Raw genomic sequence first — 18,321 nt, forward strand, 5'->3', positions numbered from 1 at the left:
CCGGGCCTGACCCGGGACCTTACCCCTTCCCCTTTAAGCAGGAGGCCTCGGATCAAGTCCGAGGCACGCAGAGACACACCATGCCCAAAGTACTCATTTCCGACAAACTTTCCGCCGCCGCCGTCCAGATCTTCAAGGATCGCGGCATCGACGTGGATTTCCAGCCCGACCTCGGCAAAGACAAGGACAAGCTTGCCGAAGTCATTGGCCAGTATGACGGTCTGGCGATCCGTTCGGCCACCAAGGTCACCGAAAAGATCCTTGCGAACGCCACCAACCTCAAGGTCATCGGCCGCGCGGGTATTGGTGTCGACAATGTCGATCGCGATGCTGCGTCCAAGAAGGGCGTGATCGTGATGAACACCCCTTTCGGCAACATGATCACCACCGCCGAACACGCCATCGCCATGATGTTCGCCGTCGCCCGTCAGATCCCCGAAGCCAGCGCCTCGACCCATGCCGGCAAATGGGAAAAGTCCAAGTTCATGGGGGTCGAGCTGACCGGCAAGACCCTTGGCGTGATCGGCGCGGGCAATATCGGCGGCATCGTTTGCGACCGTGCACGCGGGTTGAAGATGAAGGTTGCCGCTTACGATCCGTTCCTCAGCCATGAAAAGGCCGACAAGATGGGCGTGGCGAAAGTCGAACTGGACGAGCTGCTGCAACGCGCCGACTTTATCACTCTGCATGTGCCGCTGACCGATCAGACCCGCAACATTCTCAGCCGTGAGAACCTTGAAAAGACCAAGAAGGGCGTGCGGATCATCAACTGCGCGCGTGGCGGTCTGGTGGACGAGGAAGCGCTGGCCGATCTGCTGAAATCCGGCCATGTTGCGGGTGCCGCTTTTGACGTTTTTGCGCAGGAACCGGCAACCGAGAACCCTCTCTTCGACCTGCCCAACGTGGTTTGCACCCCGCATCTGGGGGCTGCCACCAGCGAGGCTCAGGAAAACGTCGCCCTTCAGGTGGCCGAGCAGATGTCGGACTATCTGCTGACCGGTGCTGTGACCAACGCGCTCAACATGCCGTCGGTCACCGCCGAAGAAGCCAAGGTCATGGGGCCGTGGATCAAGTTGTCAGAACATCTTGGCAGCTTCATCGGTCAGATGACGGACGAGCCGATCAAGGCGATCAACATTCTATATGATGGCATCGTCTCGGAAATGAACCTGGCTGCGCTGAACTGCGCCGTCATCTCGGGTATCATGAAACGTGCCAATCCGGATGTGAACATGGTGTCCGCCCCGGTCATCGCGGCAGAGCGTGGCATTCAGATCTCGACCACCAATCAGGAACAGTCCGGCGTTTTCGAAGGCTATGTGAAAGTCACCGTCGTCACCTCCAAATTCGAGCGCAGCATTGCCGGGACGGTCTTTTCGGACGGCAAGCCTCGGTTCATCCAGATCAAGGGCATCAATATCGACGCCGAGATCGGCAACCACATGCTGTATACCACCAACGAAGACGTGCCGGGCATCATCGGCACATTGGGGCAGACCATGGGCGAGAATAACGTCAACATCGCCAACTTTACCCTCGGTCGTTCCGCCGCAAAAGGCGAAGCAATTGCCCTGCTCTATGTCGATGAAGCGGTGCCCGCAGCGGTTCTGGACAAGTTGAAGAGCACCGGCATGTTCCAGCAGGTCAAGACGCTGGAATTTGACGTCGCCTGACGCGCCCTTAGATACATGATACGAAGCGCCGCCACGCATCCGTGGCGGCGTTTGCGTTTGCCCTGACGGGCAGGGTTTAGAACTCACTCCAAACGCGCTAGATCACGTTGTAACGAGAGGACGCTTTCATGACCCAGCCGATTTTTGCCATCGGAGACATTCACGGCCAATACGACGCCATGCAGCGCGCGCTGGATCACATCGAGGCGGACCCGGCCTTTCCCGCTCGGGTAGTCTTTCTGGGCGACTATCTTGACCGTGGGCCGCAGGCCAAAAAAGTCATCCAGTGCCTGATCGACGGGATGGATGAAGGACGGGATTGGATTGCATTGTTGGGCAACCATGACCGCTACATGCTGAACTTCCTCGAAGATCCCCGCTACCGGGACCCAAACACCCGCGATCTGCTCGACTGGCTTGACGACCGCATCGGCGGGCGAACAACTTTGGCTTCATATGGTATCGATACGGGCAACGACCGGTCGCCAGAGGCGATACATGCCGATGCTCTGGCCGCAATCCCGAAGGCCCATATCGAGTTCATCCGCAATCTGCCGCTGATGCATGTGACCGACGACCATGTTTTCGTGCATGCGGGGATCAGGCCCGGCGTGCCGCTGGAGGATCAGGTCGAAGAAGACCTGATCTGGATCCGGAAAGGGTTTCTGGAAGACGAGCGCGATCACGGCCGTCTGGTTGTCCACGGGCACACGGCGCTACAGGTCCCGCAACATTACACCAACCGCGTCAACCTTGATGGCGGCGCGGGCTACGGTCGTCCACTTTACCCAGCGCTGATCGAGGGTAACAAGGTCAGCCTGCTCTCGGGACGCCAGCGCATCAGCCTATGACGCTGCGCGAGGCTGCGTGGACGCACCTGCAAGTGCAACCCACGCGTCATATTGCGACAGGAACAGCTCGCCAGTCAGCTCGTCCAGAAAATGGCTGCGTTTAAGCCTGTCCGTCACCGGCCCTTTGACCTCTGACAGGTGCAGGCGGATGCCCATATCGGCCAGCCGGTGCATGACAGCCTCCAGGCTTTCCAGCGCGCTCATGTCAATCTCGTTCACGGCAGAGCACATCAGCACGACATCGGTGATCGGCTCGTCGCAGACCACGCGGTCGGTCACGTAATCCTCCAGAAAGCGCGCATTGGCGAAATACAGGTTTTCGTCGATGCGCAGCGTCACCAACGAAGGCCGGGTTTCCACCTCATGCCGGTTGATGTTGCGGAAATGCTGCGTGCCGGGCACCAGCCCCACTTCCGCGACATGCGGGCGCGACGTCTTGTAAAGAAACAACCCGATCGACAGCAACACACCTGCCGAGACACCAACCTCCACCCCGAATCCCAGCGTCAACAGGATGGTCGCGGCAACGGCGGTGAAATCGACTTTGGAATAGCCCCAGGTCTTCTTGAGAATCGAGAAATCCACGAGACTGAGAACCGCCACGATGATCGTCGCGGCAAGCGTGGCCTTGGGCAGGAAGAACAACAGTGGCGTCAGCAGCAGCGCGGCCAGCGCGATGCCAACTGCGGTGAAGGCACCTGCCGCGGGCGTCTCGGCGCCCGCGTCGAAGTTCACAACCGAGCGCGCAAAGCCGCCCGTCACCGGGTAGCCGCCGGAAATTGCCGCGGCGATGTTGGAGGCCCCGAGGCCCACAAGTTCCTGATCCGGAACAATCCGCTGGCGCCGCTTCGCGGCAAGCGTTTGCGCGACGGAAACAGATTCAACAAACCCGATGACCGAGATCAGCAAGGCCGACACGAACAGCGTGCCCCACATATCCATATCCCAGCTGGGCAGCGTCAGGGGTGGCAGGCCCTTCGGCACCTCGCCCACGATTTTCACGCCCCTGTCACCCAGTCCGAACAGCCAGACGGCAATGGTGGTCACGGCAACCGCCGCCACCGGTCCGGCCTTGGCCACGATATCGGCAAGCCGTGGCTTCAGACCTGCCATCAGAAGCAAGGGCTTCAGGCCCTTGCGGACCCAGAACAGGAAAGCGACCGTGGACACCCCGATAATCAGCGTGATGAGATTGGTCTGGCCAAGGTTCGCGACCATCGATGACACAAGTTCGATCAGATTATGCCCGCCAGCCTCGATCCCGAAGATATGCTTTAGCTGCGAGGTGGCGATCAGCACGCCAGACGCGGTGATAAAGCCCGCAATCACCGGGTGTGACAGGAAATTCGCCAGAAACCCCAGCCGGAACACGCCCATCACCACAAGGATCAACCCCGACAGGAACGCCAGCGTGACCGCCGCCGCCGCGTATTCCGCCGTGCCTTGCAGCGCCATATTCCCCACCGCGGCGGCCGTCATCAGCGAAACCACCGCCACCGGCCCCACAGCCAGCACCCGGCTGGTGCCGAAGATCGCGTAGGCCACCAGCGGCAGGATAGACGCGTAAAGCCCCATCTCGGCAGGCAAGCCCGCGAGAAGGGCATAGGCCAGCGATTGCGGGATCAGCATGATCGTGACAATCACCGCCGCCACCAGATCCGAGGTCAGCGTATCGCGCCCATAGGTCTTGGACCAGGTAAGAATTGGCAGGTGCCGCTCCAGCGCAGCGCGGGTGAGTTTTGGTGGTGTCATCAGTCTGTCCAGTTCCTGTGGAAACCCACGCCCAACCGTGCAGGCGATGCGATGGCTAAGCCGTTATGTATTCATATTGGCGAATATGTAAAGGCCCGCGAAGTTCAGATCTCAAAGGCGCGCAGCTGAAACCTGCATCCGGCAAGGTTGCCAGCCTCTCTGCCCATCGCGTTGACATCCTGCGAGGCAACAGGAAAGGCTGGGCGCATGCAGCACGGAGAGCAGACATGAGCGGAGCGTGGGAATTCTGGATCGACCGTGGCGGCACGTTCACCGACATCGTGGCGCTGTCGCCAGAAGGTCAGGTGCAGACGCACAAGCTGTTGTCAGAGAACCCCGAACGCTACCGCGACGCTGCCGTGCAGGGCATCCGCGAGATGATGGACTGTCATGGCGCGTTTGCCGACAACGCGATCCACGCGGTGAAGATGGGCACAACCGTTGCCACAAATGCGTTGCTGGAGCGCAAGGGCGAGCGGGTCCTGTTGCTGATCACGCAAGGGTTTCGTGACCTCTTGCAGATCGGCTATCAAACCCGGCCCCGTCTGTTTGATCTGGAAATCGTGCGCCCGGACCTTCTTTATGATCGGGTCGAAGAAATGACCGAACGGCTGGATGCCGAGGGCACCGTCCTCACACCGCTGGACGAAGACGCGGCGCGCACTGCCCTGCAATCCGCCTATGATGACGGGATCCGGGCCGTCGCCATTGCGGGCCTGCACGCTTACCTGAATGACACGCACGAGGCCCGCGCGGCCAAGATCGCGCGCGAGATCGGGTTCACCCAGATTTCGACCAGCGCCGAGGTCAGCCAGTTGTCGAAACTGGTCAGCCGGGGCGATACCACCGTGGTCGATGCCTACCTGTCGCCGATCCTGCGCCGCTATGTCGATCAGGTGGCAAGCGCGCTGGATCTGGGCCGCGCCTGTCGCTGCCTGCTCTTCATGCAAAGCTCTGGTGGTTTGACCGATGCGCGGCTGTTTCAGGGCAAGGATGCGATCCTGTCCGGTCCGGCGGGCGGCATCGTCGGCATGGTCAAGACGGCGGAGGCTGCGGGCCATGACCGGCTGATCGGTTTCGACATGGGCGGCACCTCGACCGATGTCAGCCACTATGCGGGCGATTATGAACGCAGTTTCGAAACCGAGGTCGCAGGCGTCCGGATGCGGGCACCGATGATGGACATCCACACCGTTGCGGCCGGCGGTGGCTCGGTCTGCAAATTCGAGGATGGCCGGTTTCAGGTCGGCCCCGAAAGTGCGGGTGCCGATCCCGGCCCTGCCTGCTATCGCCGTGGCGGGCCGCTGACCGTCACCGATTGCAACGTCATGCTGGGCAAACTGAACCCTGACCACTTTCCCGCCGTCTTTGGTCCGGAGGGCGATCAGCCGCTCGATCTTGCTGTGGTGCGTGAGAAATTCGCCACCCTTGCGCAACAGGTCGCCGAGGCGACCGGTGACACCCCCCGCTCGCCCGAGGATATGGCCGAAGGTTTCTTGCGCATCGCTGTGGACAATATGGCCAATGCGATCAAGAAGATCAGCGTGCAGCGCGGGCATGACGTCACCCGCTACACGTTGCAGTGCTTTGGCGGCGCAGGCGGGCAGCATGCCTGTCTTGTGGCCGACGCGTTGGGCATGAAACGCGTGTTCATTCATCCGCATGCCGGGGTGTTGTCCGCCTACGGAATGGGGTTGGCCGAAATCCGCGCCATGCGCGAAACGCAGGTGGATGCGCCATTGGCCGACATCGACACTGCACGGCATGCGCTGGACCGCATTTCCGAAGACGCCCGCGCCGAGGTTGCCAATCAGGGCGTCTCACAAATCGACGTCCGGCAGCGTGCGCATTTGCGCTATGATGGTTCACATCAACCGCTTGAGGTGGCTTTTGGCGCGCCGGACAAGATGCGCGCGGATTTCGAGAACGCCCACCGCCAACGCTTCGGTTTTGCCTCGCCCGAGCGCGACATCCTGTTCGAAATGCTCAGCGCCGAGGCCGTCGGCGATACCGGTCAGGTGCCCTCGGCCGTTTTGCCGGAGGGTGACGGCGCAGCCAAGGCGCAGGTTCCCGTTCATCTGGCCGGAGATGTGCAAAACGTCCCGCTTTACCTGCGCGATGCGCTGAACGCCGAAACCGCGATTGACGGCCCCGCGATCATCACCGAACCCACCGGCACCAATGTGATCGAACCCGGCTGGACCGCGCAACTGGACGGGATGGGCAACCTGATCCTGGACCGCACGTCCGAGGCTGACCGCGCGGGCGCCGCCAGGACGCAAGCCGATCCGGTGATGCTGGAAGTGTTCAACAACCTGTTCATGTCCGTGGCCGATCAGATGGGGGCAACGCTGGCCAACACGTCATGGTCCGTGAACATCAAGGAACGGCTGGATTTCTCCTGCGCGATCTTCGACGAGGCCGGCGATCTGGTGGCCAACGCGCCGCATGTGCCGGTGCATCTGGGGTCCATGTCCGACAGCATCAAGACAGTGATGCGCGACAATCCGGATGTGGCCGAGGGCGACGCTTTCATGCTGAATTCGCCCTATAATGGCGGCACCCACCTACCGGATGTAACCGTGGTCACGCCGGTCTTTGTCGATGGGAAGCCGGTCTTCTGGCTGGGTTCGCGCGGGCATCACGCCGACATTGGCGGACGGACCCCCGGCTCGGCCCCGCCCGACAGCACCCGGATCGAGGACGAAGGCGTGCTGATCGACAATGTCCGCCTTGTCGCCGAAGGCACGCTGCAAGAGGGCGCTGCACGCGAGGTTCTGCTGTCCGGTCGCTACCCCTGCCGCAACGTCGATCAGAACATGGCCGATCTCAAGGCGCAGGTCGCCGCGAATGAAACCGGGCGTCAGGAATTGCTGAAAGTGGTGCAGGCCTACGGGCTGGATGTGGTGCGCGCCTATATGGGCCATGTGCAGGACAATGCCGAGGAAAGCGTGCGCCGGGTGATCGACAAGCTGACGGATGGCGCGTTCAGCTATCCGATGGATCATGGCGCGGTGATCGAGGTCAAGGTGAGCGTGGACCGTGCCAACCGGACCGCCACCGTGGATTTCACCGGCACCTCGCCGCAGCATACGGGCAATTACAACGCCCCGCTAGCGATTGCCCATGCGGTTGTCCTGTATGTCTTCCGTACCATGGTGGGGGCAGAAATCCCGCTCAATCAAGGCTGCCTGAAACCGCTGAAAATCATCGTACCCGAAGGCTCCATGCTGCATCCGGTCTATCCGGCTGCCGTGATTGCGGGCAATACAGAGGTCAGTCAGGCCACCTGCAACGCCCTTTACGGCGCGCTGCACGTCATCGCCTGTTCGCAGGCCACCATGAACAACTTCGTCTGGGGCAACGAAACCTTCCAGAACTACGAAACGATTGCCGGCGGCACCGGTGCCGGGCCGGGGTTCAATGGCTGCGACGCCGTGCAAAGCCACATGACCAATACCCGCATGACCGACCCCGAAACGCTGGAGAAACGCTTTCCCGTGCGCCTGGAGGCATTCGGCATTCGCGAAAGTTCTGGCGGGAGTGGGAAATGGCGGGGCGGGAACGGAGCGCTACGTCGCATGCGGTTTCTGGAGCCGGTGACGGTGACAACCCTGTGTTCGCACCGCATCGTACCCCCCTTCGGCGTCGATGGTGGCGGTGATGGCGCGGTCGGTCAAAACTGGGCGGAGCTGTCTGATGGCCGGCGCGTGGAGCTGAACGGCAACGATGAAATCGACCTGCCGGCGGGCGGCGTTTTCGTGATGCAGACGCCAGGCGGAGGCGGCTGGGGCGAAAGCTAGAAGCACCTCACAACCCATAGATGCAAACAGTCGCATGTATCGGCAGCGCGCCTTATTGTGCCCATTTAGCCTGTAGACTGGGTGAATTTCGGGCACTTTGTCGATTTATGTCAGAATTAAGGGAAGAGCGTTACATCTGATGCTGCTATGCTTCGCTGATCTGTCGCTGCATCGGGCAGCGGCAAATCACCAGGAGTATCGCAATGTCAGGAAAATTCGTCGTCGCATATGACGGCAGCCCGGCGTCCAGACGGGCGCTTGATTTCGCGGCCGACCGTGCCGCGGCACAGAGCACAACGCTGGTGGTTGTGCATGTGTTGGAATGGTCGCCCTATTCCTTCCTCACCCCGACCGAAATCGAAGAACGTCATGTGCGTCGCCGCCAAGAACTTGAACGCGCTGAAAAGGCGCTGATGGCCCCGGTGGTCGAGGAGTTGTCCAGCAAGGGCATCACAATCGAGACTGTCATCAAATACGGCCATATTTCAGACACGCTGTGCGAGGTGGTGAAAGACAAGGGCGCGACGCAGATGTTTGTCGGTCGCGACGGTCATGGTGCCTTGTCTGCGCGAGTGTTCGGCTCTGTCGCCGGATCGCTCGTCCAGATCGCCCCGGTACCGTGCACAATCGTACCGTAAAATTGCCGCACAAGAACAGCAATCAAGAACAGGGATATACAATGTCACGCTTTCCACTTTTGCTGGCGATCATCGTCACCACATTGGGCAGCCTCGCCGGTCCGGCGATGGCCCAATCCATCGACGAGAAAGTCAATCAGATATTCGCCAGCTCTACCGGCTGGTTTGTGAATTTCATTTTCAGTCCGTTTCCCGGCACATCCTTTCCCTGGATTGTTGCCTGGCTGGTGGTCGCGGCCACGATCTTTACCGTCTACTTCGGGGTAATCCAGTTTCGGGCCATTCCGCATTCCATTGCCTTGGTAAAGGGAGACTATTCAGATCCTGACGACGCCGGCGAAGTCAGCCACTTTCAGGCGCTGGCGACTGCCCTTTCGGGCACTGTCGGCCTGGGCAACATTGCCGGTGTGGCGGTTGCCGTGGGCATCGGTGGCCCCGGTGCCACGTTCTGGATGATCCTGGCGGGCCTCATGGGCATGGCCTCGAAATTCACCGAATGCACGCTGGGTGTGAAATACCGGAATGAGTTTGCAGACGGCCATGTTTCGGGCGGCCCGATGTATTATCTGACCAAGGGCTTTGCAGAGCGCAGCCTGCCCGGCGGTCGCTTCCTTGCGATCATGTTCTCGATCTTCTGTATCCTGGGTGCCCTTGGTGGCGGCAACATGTTCCAGTCCAACCAGGCGCATGCGCAGATCACCAATGTGGTCGGCGACTATCCCGGCTGGATTACCGGCGTCATTTTTGCCGGCATCGTGTTCGCTGTCATCGTCGGCGGTCTGCAATCCATCGCCAAGGTAACAGAGAAAATCGTGCCGTTTATGGGCATACTCTACGTCGTGACCGCGCTGGTCATCCTTCTGGTGAACTATGACAAGATCGGCTGGGCCTTCGGCCAGATCTTTGGGGGTGCCTTCACCGGCCTTGGTGTCGCAGGCGGCATGGTCGGGGCGTTGATACAGGGTTTCAAGCGGGCTGCCTTCTCGAACGAAGCGGGCGTTGGTTCTGCCGCGATCGCCCACTCTGCCGTGCGGACGAAAGAACCGATTACCGAGGGCTTCGTGTCGCTGCTGGAGCCGTTCATCGACACCGTGGTGATCTGCACCATGACCGCGCTGGTGATCATCATCACCGGTCAGTTGATGGTTGACCCGAATACAGGGCTTTATCTTTTGGACGAAGCAGGCAGCGCAATCCAGACAGTCGACGGAAATTCCGGCGTGGCCCTGACCTCGGCGGCGTTCAGCCAGACCTTCGGCTGGTTCAAATATGTGCTGGCTCTCGCGGTTGTCCTGTTTGCCTTCTCGACGATGATCTCGTGGTCCTATTACGGGCTGAAGGCATGGACCTACCTGTTCGGCGAAGGCAAGAGCAAGGAACTGACCTTCAAGGTGATCTTCTGCATCTTCGTCGTGATCGGTGCCGCCGCAAGCCTTGGACCGGTCATCGACTTCTCCGATGCCGCGATCTTCTCGATGGCAGTGGTCAACATCATCGGACTTTACTTCCTGATGCCGGTCGTCAAGCGCGAGCTTGAAAGCTATCTCACGCGTCTGAAATCCGGCGAGATCAAGCGTTACAAATCCTGATCTGTTTGGCTAAACAGGAAAGGGGCGGCCCATGGGCGGCCCCTTTTTGCGTCACCCGCCCCGGACTTGATCCGGGGCCTCTGCCCTGCTCCCGGTGCCGTCCGGATAACCTGTGCCGCGCGGCCATGATCCCGCGCTAAAGTAACACCTCGCAGACAGCCCAGAGATGTCCCGAACGAAACCAGCGTGACAGACGACGCGCGGACGTGTAATCACCCCCATCATGGCAAAGACAATATCAGATCCGAACTACAAGGTGATCGCCGAGAATCGGCGCGCGCGCTACGACTATGCCATCGAGGATGATCTCGAAGTGGGCATCATTCTGATGGGCTCCGAGGTGAAATCCCTGCGCACCGGGCAGTCCAACATCGCTGAAAGCTACGCCACCGTCGACGACGGCGAGCTGTGGCTGGTGAACTCCTATATCGCCCCCTACGACCAGGCGATGTTCGGACACGAGGATCGCCGCCGCCGCAAGCTTCTGGCCAGCCGCAGGGAACTTGCCCGGCTGTGGAACGAAACCCGGCGCAAGGGCATGACCCTTGTGCCGCTGGTGATGTATTTCAACCATCGGGGCATCGTGAAGCTGAAGATCGGTATCGCCAAGGGCAAGAAAAACCACGACAAGCGCGCCACGGAGGCAAAGCGCGACTGGGGGCGTCAGAAACAGCGTCTGCTGCGTCAGAACCACTGAGCGTCCAAACAAAAAGCTTCGGGATTTTGTTCGCAAACGCACCTGACCGGATCATGGCACGTCCGTGCAATTGGCGCGATTTCCGGCCTTGGCCGGAAGAGCACCCGTTACGCACCTCATTATCGGCTTTTGGCCTTGCGAGGCTGGCCGCACCGTGACGGGCGCGCTGCCGAAAGTTCCTCGCCCACGGCAGGTTGATCAACGCTCGCGTCGGGGTCAAAGGCCGCCTTGGCGACACCATCCCGCCGACAGTGTCGGGCTGCGTGGTTATGGCCGTTCTCGATTGTGCCCGCAACAAGATGGGAAATAAGCGACGATCAGCGCGCAGACCGCCCTGCGGCACCGTCTGACACTTGCCACTATGCCCCACAGACCGTATGCAAAGGCGCAACTGATCTCGGGGGAAACATGGCACAAGACGATCCCAGGACACTGGTCTCAACGGACTGGCTCGCGGCGCATCTCAAGGATCCTGACCTGCGCGTCCTTGACGCATCGTGGTACCTGCCTGATGCGGGCCGCGATCCGCGGAGCGAATATGACGCGGCTCATATTCCCGGCGCTCGCTTTTTCGACGTCGCCGAAATCTCGGACAACCGTTCCGACCTGCCGCATATGGTGCCGCCGGTTGAAAAGTTCATGTCACGCCTGCGGGCGATGGGCGTGGGCGACGGTCATCAGGTGGTGGTCTATGACGGCATGGGGATTTTTTCTGCCGCTCGGGTTTGGTGGCTGTTCCGCCTGATGGGCCAGTTCAACATCGCCGTTCTGGATGGCGGCCTGCCCAAATGGCTGGCAGAGGATCGTCCGACCGAGGATATGCCCCCGATCGTGCGCGACCGCCACATGACGGTGCGCCGCCAGAACCATATGGTCAAGGACGTGACGCAGGTGGCCTCGGCCTCCAAGCTGCGCAACCACGAAATCATCGACGCGCGCTCTCCCAGCCGGTTTGCCGGAGCAGAGCCAGAGCCACGCGAGGGGCTGCGGGCGGGCCATATTCCCGGCGCGCGCAACGTCCACTATGCAACATTGCTGAACGAAGACGGCACGATGAAGCCGCCGCAGCAATTGCGCACAATATTCGAGGATGCGGGCGTCGATCTTGCCCAGCCTGCCATCACCACTTGCGGATCGGGCGTCACAGCCGCGATCCTGTCCCTCGCGCTGGAGCGTATGGGCAAGACCGACCACGCACTTTATGACGGATCCTGGGCCGAATGGGGCATGTTCCCAACGGTTCCCGTCGCCACCGGAGACGCCTGATGTTCGAAAACCTCAAAGCCCAACCCGCCGACAAGATCCTTGCGCTGATGCAGGCCTACAAGGAAGATCCGCGCGAGACCAAGATCGACCTGGGCGTCGGTGTCTACAAGAATGCGGAAGGTGTCACACCCGTGATGCGCGCCGTCAAGACGGCGGAAAAGCGTCTGTGGGAAGAAGAAACCACCAAAAGCTACGTCGCCCTTGCCGGGGATCCGGCCTTTTCCGACGCGCTGATCGCCTTGGTACTGGGCGATGCGGTAGAGCGTGAAAACGTCGCCGCTGCGGCAACGCCCGGCGGCACGGGCGCGGTCCGTCACGCGTTCGAGATGGCCCGCATGGCCAACCCCGATGTCCGCGTCTTCGTGTCTGATCCGACATGGCCGAACCACCTGTCGATCCTGAAGTTCATGGGCCTGCCGACGATTTCCTATCGGTATTTCGACAGTGACACCGGCGCGGTGGATTTCGACGGGATGATGGAAGATCTGGCGCAGATCAAGAAAGGCGACCTCGTGTTGCTGCATGGTTGCTGCCACAACCCGTCCGGCGCAAACCTGAACCTGACACAGTGGCAGGCGGTTGTTGACCTGCTGCTCAAGACAGGCGCGACACCGATGATCGACATCGCCTATCAGGGTTTTGGCGACGGCTTGGAAGAAGACGCAGCAGGCACACGCCTCGTCGCGTCTTCCGTACCCGAATGCCTGATCGCGGCCAGCTGCTCGAAAAACTTCGGCGTCTACCGCGAGCGTACCGGCCTTCTGATGGCCGTGTCGCAGGACGCCTCCGCGCGTGAGCTTAACCAAGGCTCTCTGGCTTACCTCAACCGTCAGAACTTTTCCTTCCCACCTGATCATGGCGCGCGACTGGTAACCATGGTCCTGACAGACGAGGCCCTGCGCGCCGACTGGGCATCAGAAGTGGAAGACATCCGCAAAGGCCTGCTTGATCTGCGCGAACAGTTGGCGGGCGAGTTGCAACGCCTTTCAGGCTCGGACCGCTTCGGCTTCATCGCGCAGCATCGTGGCATGTTCTCTCGCCTCGGCTGCACGCCTGATCAGGTCGACACCCTGCGCAGAGATCACGGCATCTATCTGGTCGGTGACAGCCGCCTCAACATTGCGGGGCTGAACAAGACCACGGTTCCGATCCTCGCCAAGGCGATCATCGACTCTGGCATCTAGGTCCCTGCCACACGTACCGCGATTTCACTGTCTCGACAGTGAAAGCGCGGGCTCACGTCGCAACGAGCACCAGAAACCTGCGTGCCGCAGGCACTCAATGGGATCAAACCCGCGTCATAGAGCGCTGACCTAAGACGCCTTGCGGTGCGGCGCGAACAGCGCCGTTGCCGCAAGGATCATACCCGACACCGTCGCGATCATTCCTGCCGCGCTGACAGAGTTCTGCCCCCCCAGCCATAACGGGCCATATCCGGCCAGCACATAGCCCAGCACTGCTGACAGGCAGGCAAACGCCACACTCCACCAGATTTGCGTTTCCAACCGTTCGGTCATCAGGCGCGCCGCGGCGGGCGGGCAGATGAACATCGCAATCACGATGATCGACCCCACTGCATCAAACGCCGCAACCGCCGCTGATGCCGCCGTTACCACCAGCGCCAAACCAAGTATCGTCGCCGGAACGCCCTGAGCCCGCGCAAATCCCTCATCGAAGGTCGAGATCTTCAGCGGCCGCCACAGCAGCCGAATAAATGCCACAACCGCCACCAAGGTGACCGTGATCCGGGTCAGTTCCGGCGGCAAGGATGCCAGCGCCACGGGGTCGAGAAGGGATTCCCACCCCGCCGCTTCCAGCCAGATCAGGCTTTCCAGGTTGCCATAAAGCGCATGTTGCACGTCCAGATGCACCGACGAGGTGTCGGATTGCTCCAGCAGCAGCACCCCGCCTGCGAACATCGCCGTAAAGGTCACGCCCATGGCGGCACCTGCATCGACGCGGCCCAGTCGGCGGATCAGCTCTATCAACCCAACGGCGATCAAGGCGGCCCCCGCCGCCCCCAGCATCATCGGCCAGGTTCCGATCCGCCCGGTCACGAGGAAGGCCACGACAATGCCAGGAAGCACCACATGGCTGATCGCATCGCCGATCAGCGCTTGCCTGCGCAGCACAAGGAAGTTGCCGGGCAACGCGCAGGCAATCGCCGCGAATGTGCCGATCAGCAAGGGCGGCAGCGAAAGCGCTACAAACTCTGCGCCGATCATGCTGTTACCCTTTTCGGTCCGCCAATACGTCGGTCGATCTCGGCCAGTTGATCGGCGGTCAGCACCGACGCGATATCGGTCATGCCGTTATCCTGCATCGCCAGCGGGGCAAGGCTGTCGCTGCGCCGCACCTCCTGCCATCGGGTCTCGTCGCGCAGGACTTTCGCGGCCCGGGCCCGCCCCTCTTCGGTGATCACGTTATCGGCCCTCAGGAACCCTTCGCGCAGCAACAGCCTGCGGGTCATGCGCTCATAAACCGGTTGGCCTTGCGCCAATGAAATCAGCCCCTGCCGCAGATGCACGCGCCGTTGAAAACGCCGGTATCGCAAACCGGCCGCCAACACGCCCCGCCCCGGAGCCACCAGCAAGGACACCACGAACAGCGCAAAGCCGATCAGCACAATGATCGGCCCCGTCGGCAAGGCGGGTGCGGTGGCAGAGATCGCCGCACCCACATAGCCCGCCAGCCCGCCGAACAGCCCCGCCAGCGCCACCACATATTCTGCCCGGTTGGTCCAGAAACGCGCGGTGACCGCCGGGATGATCAGCAGCGCCACGATCATGATCAGCCCGACGATCTTCAGGCCCACCACCGTAATCGCCATCACCAGCGCCATGGTCAGAAAATCGGTGCGGCTGACAGATGTGCCCGCAGTCTCGGCATAGCCCGGATCAAAAGCGACCTGGATCATCGGCCGCCGCAGCAGCAGCGCCAGTGCCAGAACCAGCGCCCCGCCGATTGCCAGCGTCAGCGCGTCGCTGAACAGCATTCCCGCGGTGGACCCCAAAAGAAACGTCTCCAACCCGGCTTGTCGTCCGCTGGACAGTGTTTGAATGACCGTCAGGATGACGATCCCCGCGCCGAAGAATACCGACAGCACCGCCCCGATTGCGGCATCTTCGGCCAGTCTGGTGTGCCGGGTCAGCCATGTGACGCACAGCAACCCCGCCAGCGCCGACAGGGCCGATCCCGCCAGCAATCCCGGCAGCCAGCGGCCATCGCCGCCAAGCGCCACCATCACCAGAAAGGCCAGACCGATACCGGGCAGGGTCGCATGGCTTATCGCATCCGACACCAGCGAGCGCTTGCGCAGGAACAGAAACGTGCCTGTCGCCCCCGCCGCCACGCCCAGACTGGCCGCGCCCAACGCCACCAGCGTCGCGTTATAGCCCATCTGAAGAAGCAGTGCGTCACGCAGCATGGCTTAGACCATCCCCAGAACCAGTTGGTCGATCTGCCCGGTCGCCAGACGTCCGCCATAGGCCTCTTGCAGATTGGCGGCGGTAAAGGCGGTCTCGACCGACCCTTCGGCGATCTTGCGGCGGTTGATCAGGAAGACATTGTCGAAATACTGCGCCACCGTTGACAGGTCGTGATGCACGGCAACAACCGTGCGCCCCTCTGCCCGCAATTCCTTCAGAACCACGATGATCGCGCGCTCTGTCGCGGCATCGACACCGGCGAAAGGTTCGTCCAGCAGGTAAAGCTCTGCATCCTGCGCCAGCGCGCGGGCGAGAAACACGCGTTGTTGCTGCCCACCGGACAGTTGCCCGATCTGACGATCCGCGAAATCGGCCATGCCAACGCGGTCAAGGCAGGCAAGCGCGTGCGCCACATGCCGCGCACGGACAGGCCGCAACAGGCCAAGCTCTCGGCTCAGGCCCATCAAGGCGACATCCATCACCGTGGTCGGAAAATCCCAATCGACGCTGGCGCGCTGCGGCACATAGGCGATGCGGGCGCGCTGTTTCGCCAACGGTTTGCCAAAGACCGTCGCACTCCCGGACAGGGGGCGGACGATCCCAAGTGCTGCTTTCAGAAGCGTCGACTTACCTGCGCCGTTCGGGCCGATAATGGCGGTCATCGCACCGGGCTCCGCCGTCAGGTCGATGGAGAATATCGCTGGCTCCTCGCCATATGAAACCGTCATCCCACGAATCGCCAGCGGGCTTTGCGCAAGGGTGTCCGCGACGGGGCGGCCTTCATCGGTTGCCAATTGTGGCATTGCGTCTTTCATATCAAATCCCTGCCGACAGCTTGCCGGACATGCCCTGCGCAGGCACATCGGCCCCAAGCGCGCGGGCAATCACGGTGATATTGTGATCCAGCATCCCGATATAGGTGCCTTCATATGTATCGGCCTGGCCCATCGCGTCCGAGAAAAGCTCTCCGCCGATGCGAACGTCATGGCCCTGTGCGGCGGCACCCTCGACCAGCGCACGAATGTTGCGATCAGAGACAGAGCTTTCGACGAACACCGCCTTTATGTCGCGCGTCACCAGCGTATCTACCAGCATCCGGATCCGTTGCAGCCCCGCTTCGCTCTCGGTCGAGATGCCCTGGATGCCCAAAACCTCAAACCCGTAGGCGCGGCCGAAATAACCGAATGCGTCATGCGCCGTGACAAGAACGCGGGCAGGTTCGGGCACCTTGGCAAGCGTTTCGTGCGCATAGGCGACCAGCGCGTCGATCTCGGCGACGAAAACCTCCGCGTTGGCGGTGAATATTTCCGCGTGTTCGGGGCGGGCGTCAATCAACGCATCACGGACCCGCAAAGCCACCGGGCGCCACAGTTCAGGTGCCATCCAGACATGCGGATCGGCCTTGTTCTCATAATCGGCGTGACGCAGCAGCAGATCCGACGGCACCGCCTCGCCCACCGCGACGACATTGCGGGACGTGGCGAGACGCTTGAAGAACTCCTCCATCTGCGCCTCAAGATACAGCCCGTGCCACAGCACCAGATCGGCGCGGGTGATCGCCACGATGTCAGAGCGCGTCTGGCGATAGGAATGCGGGTCGACGCCCGGTCCCATCAGCCCGCGCACCTCTGCCAGCGGACCGGCAATGCGGCGCGCGGTGTCGGCGATCATGCCGGTGGTTGCGACAATTGTGAGTGTGTCGTCCTGCGCTGCCGCAATGCGCGGAAGCGTAGTGACGGCCGTGGCCCCAGCGAGGCCTAGAAGGAGATTGCGACGTTTCATATGGCATGCATATGCGAGTCATTCTCATAAAGTCAATGATATTGAGAATTATTCGCAACTAAAGCGCCGATTTACCCCGGCCCGGCCCCGCGCTATGACAAACAAGGGCGAGAATTGGCAGGAAAGGCCGGGTAATGGACCGAAGTGGCGGACGCGGGGTGATGTATATTGCATGGGGCAGTGCCCATGTGGATGTGGCCCGGCGATCAGCGGCCAGCGTCAAGAAATCGAATCCCGGCCTACAGACCTGTATCTGGTGCGCCGAAAGCGATGATACCAGCGGCTTTGACCTCAGCTTTGTGATCCCGGAAGGGCTGAAACGTCCCAAGGTGGATCTGTTGCCCGACACGCCCTTCGACGAAACACTTTATCTGGATAATGACACGATCATTCGCGCCGATCTGCGCAGCCTGTTCGATCTGTTGCAGAAATTCGAGCTGTGCGGCGCGCATGTCATGCTGTGGCATCGTCCCCGGCATCGCAAGGTCTGGCGCAAGGAACCGCCAGACGCCTTCCCAGAGATCAATTGCGGCGTGTTGCTGTACCGGTCATCCGACCGTGTGTTCGACTTCTTCCGGGAATGGAGCCGCGCCTTCACGGTGGCCGGGTTCCGCGTCGATCAGGTGACATTCCGCGAACTGCTGTGGGACTCGGACCTGCGCTTCTACGTTTTCCCGCCGCAATACAACAAGCGCATCTTCGAGCCGTCCGAGGTGATCTGGTCCGATCAGCCCAAGCCGCGCATCGTCCATCTGCCGATCCTGCGACCGCAGAAAACCCGGTTCAAGACGTGGTTTGGCGAACAGATCGCCCGCTACTGGGGCTGACGCGACGGGCAAGCT

The 18,321-nt window shown here is 61.3% G+C and carries 14 protein-coding genes; 9 read left to right on the plus strand and 5 right to left on the minus strand.

The features are described from left to right. Positions 1 to 80: 80 nt before the first annotated feature. Together serA and B8991_RS04425 are read left to right on the plus strand one after the other, a co-directional pair. Entirely contained in the window at positions 81 to 1,673 is a 1,593-nt protein-coding gene (gene serA / locus B8991_RS04420; protein ID WP_084350695.1) for a phosphoglycerate dehydrogenase, read from the plus strand. A gap of 128 nt (positions 1,674 to 1,801) precedes the next feature. Further along, positions 1,802 to 2,524 carry a metallophosphoesterase family protein gene (locus B8991_RS04425; protein WP_084350697.1) on the plus strand — a complete coding sequence of 241 codons (723 nt, stop codon included), beginning with the start codon at positions 1,802 to 1,804 and terminating at the stop codon, positions 2,522 to 2,524. On the opposite strand, the gene B8991_RS04430 is transcribed toward B8991_RS04425, so the two are convergent. Further along, positions 2,519 to 4,276: a SulP family inorganic anion transporter gene (locus B8991_RS04430; RefSeq protein ID WP_084350700.1), complete on the minus strand. Its 1,758-nt coding sequence runs from the start codon at positions 4,274 to 4,276 to the stop codon at positions 2,519 to 2,521. The two genes, B8991_RS04425 and B8991_RS04430, sit on opposite strands and share 6 nt — an antisense overlap. A 227-nt stretch (positions 4,277 to 4,503) precedes the next feature. Here B8991_RS04430 and B8991_RS04435 point away from each other — a divergent pair, with 227 nt between their 5' ends. The 6 genes from B8991_RS04435 (at position 4,504) to B8991_RS04460 (ending at position 13,453) form a co-directional block, all read left to right on the plus strand. After that, on the plus strand, positions 4,504 to 8,079 hold the full coding sequence (locus B8991_RS04435; RefSeq protein ID WP_084350702.1) for a hydantoinase B/oxoprolinase family protein: 3,576 nt from the start codon (positions 4,504 to 4,506) through the stop codon (positions 8,077 to 8,079). 203 nt (positions 8,080 to 8,282) lie between these two features. Further along, positions 8,283 to 8,717, plus strand: coding sequence for a universal stress protein (locus B8991_RS04440; protein ID WP_084350704.1), 435 nt, complete (start codon positions 8,283 to 8,285; stop codon positions 8,715 to 8,717). Positions 8,718 to 8,758: 41 nt separating this feature from the next. Next, positions 8,759 to 10,306, plus strand: coding sequence for an alanine/glycine:cation symporter family protein (locus tag B8991_RS04445; RefSeq protein WP_084351149.1), 1,548 nt, complete (start codon positions 8,759 to 8,761; stop codon positions 10,304 to 10,306). A 223-nt stretch (positions 10,307 to 10,529) separates the two neighbouring features. Beyond that, positions 10,530 to 11,003 carry an SsrA-binding protein SmpB gene (gene smpB / locus B8991_RS04450; protein ID WP_084350706.1) on the plus strand — a complete coding sequence of 158 codons (474 nt, stop codon included), beginning with the start codon at positions 10,530 to 10,532 and terminating at the stop codon, positions 11,001 to 11,003. A 408-nt stretch (positions 11,004 to 11,411) separates the two neighbouring features. Beyond that, positions 11,412 to 12,269 carry a 3-mercaptopyruvate sulfurtransferase gene (gene sseA, locus B8991_RS04455; protein ID WP_084350709.1) on the plus strand — a complete coding sequence of 286 codons (858 nt, stop codon included), beginning with the start codon at positions 11,412 to 11,414 and terminating at the stop codon, positions 12,267 to 12,269. Further along, entirely contained in the window at positions 12,269 to 13,453 is a 1,185-nt protein-coding gene (locus tag B8991_RS04460) for an amino acid aminotransferase (protein ID WP_084350711.1), read from the plus strand. Before sseA ends, B8991_RS04460 begins: the two co-directional genes overlap by 1 nt. A 129-nt stretch (positions 13,454 to 13,582) precedes the next feature. Here the strand turns inward: B8991_RS04460 and B8991_RS04465 are convergent, their stop codons facing one another. The 4 genes from B8991_RS04465 to B8991_RS04480 are packed head-to-tail and all read right to left on the minus strand — an operon-like array spanning position 13,583 to position 17,479. Further along, positions 13,583 to 14,494, minus strand: coding sequence for a metal ABC transporter permease (locus B8991_RS04465; protein ID WP_084350714.1), 912 nt, complete (start codon positions 14,492 to 14,494; stop codon positions 13,583 to 13,585). Beyond that, a complete protein-coding gene (locus B8991_RS04470) occupies positions 14,491 to 15,696 on the minus strand; it encodes a metal ABC transporter permease (RefSeq protein WP_084350716.1) in 1,206 nt (401 codons plus the stop codon). Before B8991_RS04470 ends, B8991_RS04465 begins: the two co-directional genes overlap by 4 nt. A 3-nt stretch (positions 15,697 to 15,699) precedes the next feature. Further along, positions 15,700 to 16,500, minus strand: coding sequence for a metal ABC transporter ATP-binding protein (locus B8991_RS04475; protein ID WP_084351151.1), 801 nt, complete (start codon positions 16,498 to 16,500; stop codon positions 15,700 to 15,702). 13 nt (positions 16,501 to 16,513) lie between these two features. Further along, positions 16,514 to 17,479 carry a metal ABC transporter solute-binding protein, Zn/Mn family gene (locus tag B8991_RS04480; protein ID WP_084350718.1) on the minus strand — a complete coding sequence of 322 codons (966 nt, stop codon included), beginning with the start codon at positions 17,477 to 17,479 and terminating at the stop codon, positions 16,514 to 16,516. Between the two features lie 134 nt (positions 17,480 to 17,613). On the opposite strand from B8991_RS04480, the gene B8991_RS04485 reads away from it, so the two are divergent. Further along, complete coding sequence (locus B8991_RS04485; protein WP_084350720.1) at positions 17,614 to 18,306, plus strand: glycosyltransferase family protein; 693 nt, start codon at positions 17,614 to 17,616, stop codon at positions 18,304 to 18,306. The last annotated feature ends 15 nt before the right edge of the window (positions 18,307 to 18,321 follow it).

Origin of the sequence: Primorskyibacter flagellatus (assembly GCF_900176485.1) — a bacterium.
Lineage (GTDB): Bacteria > Pseudomonadota > Alphaproteobacteria > Rhodobacterales > Rhodobacteraceae > Primorskyibacter > Primorskyibacter flagellatus.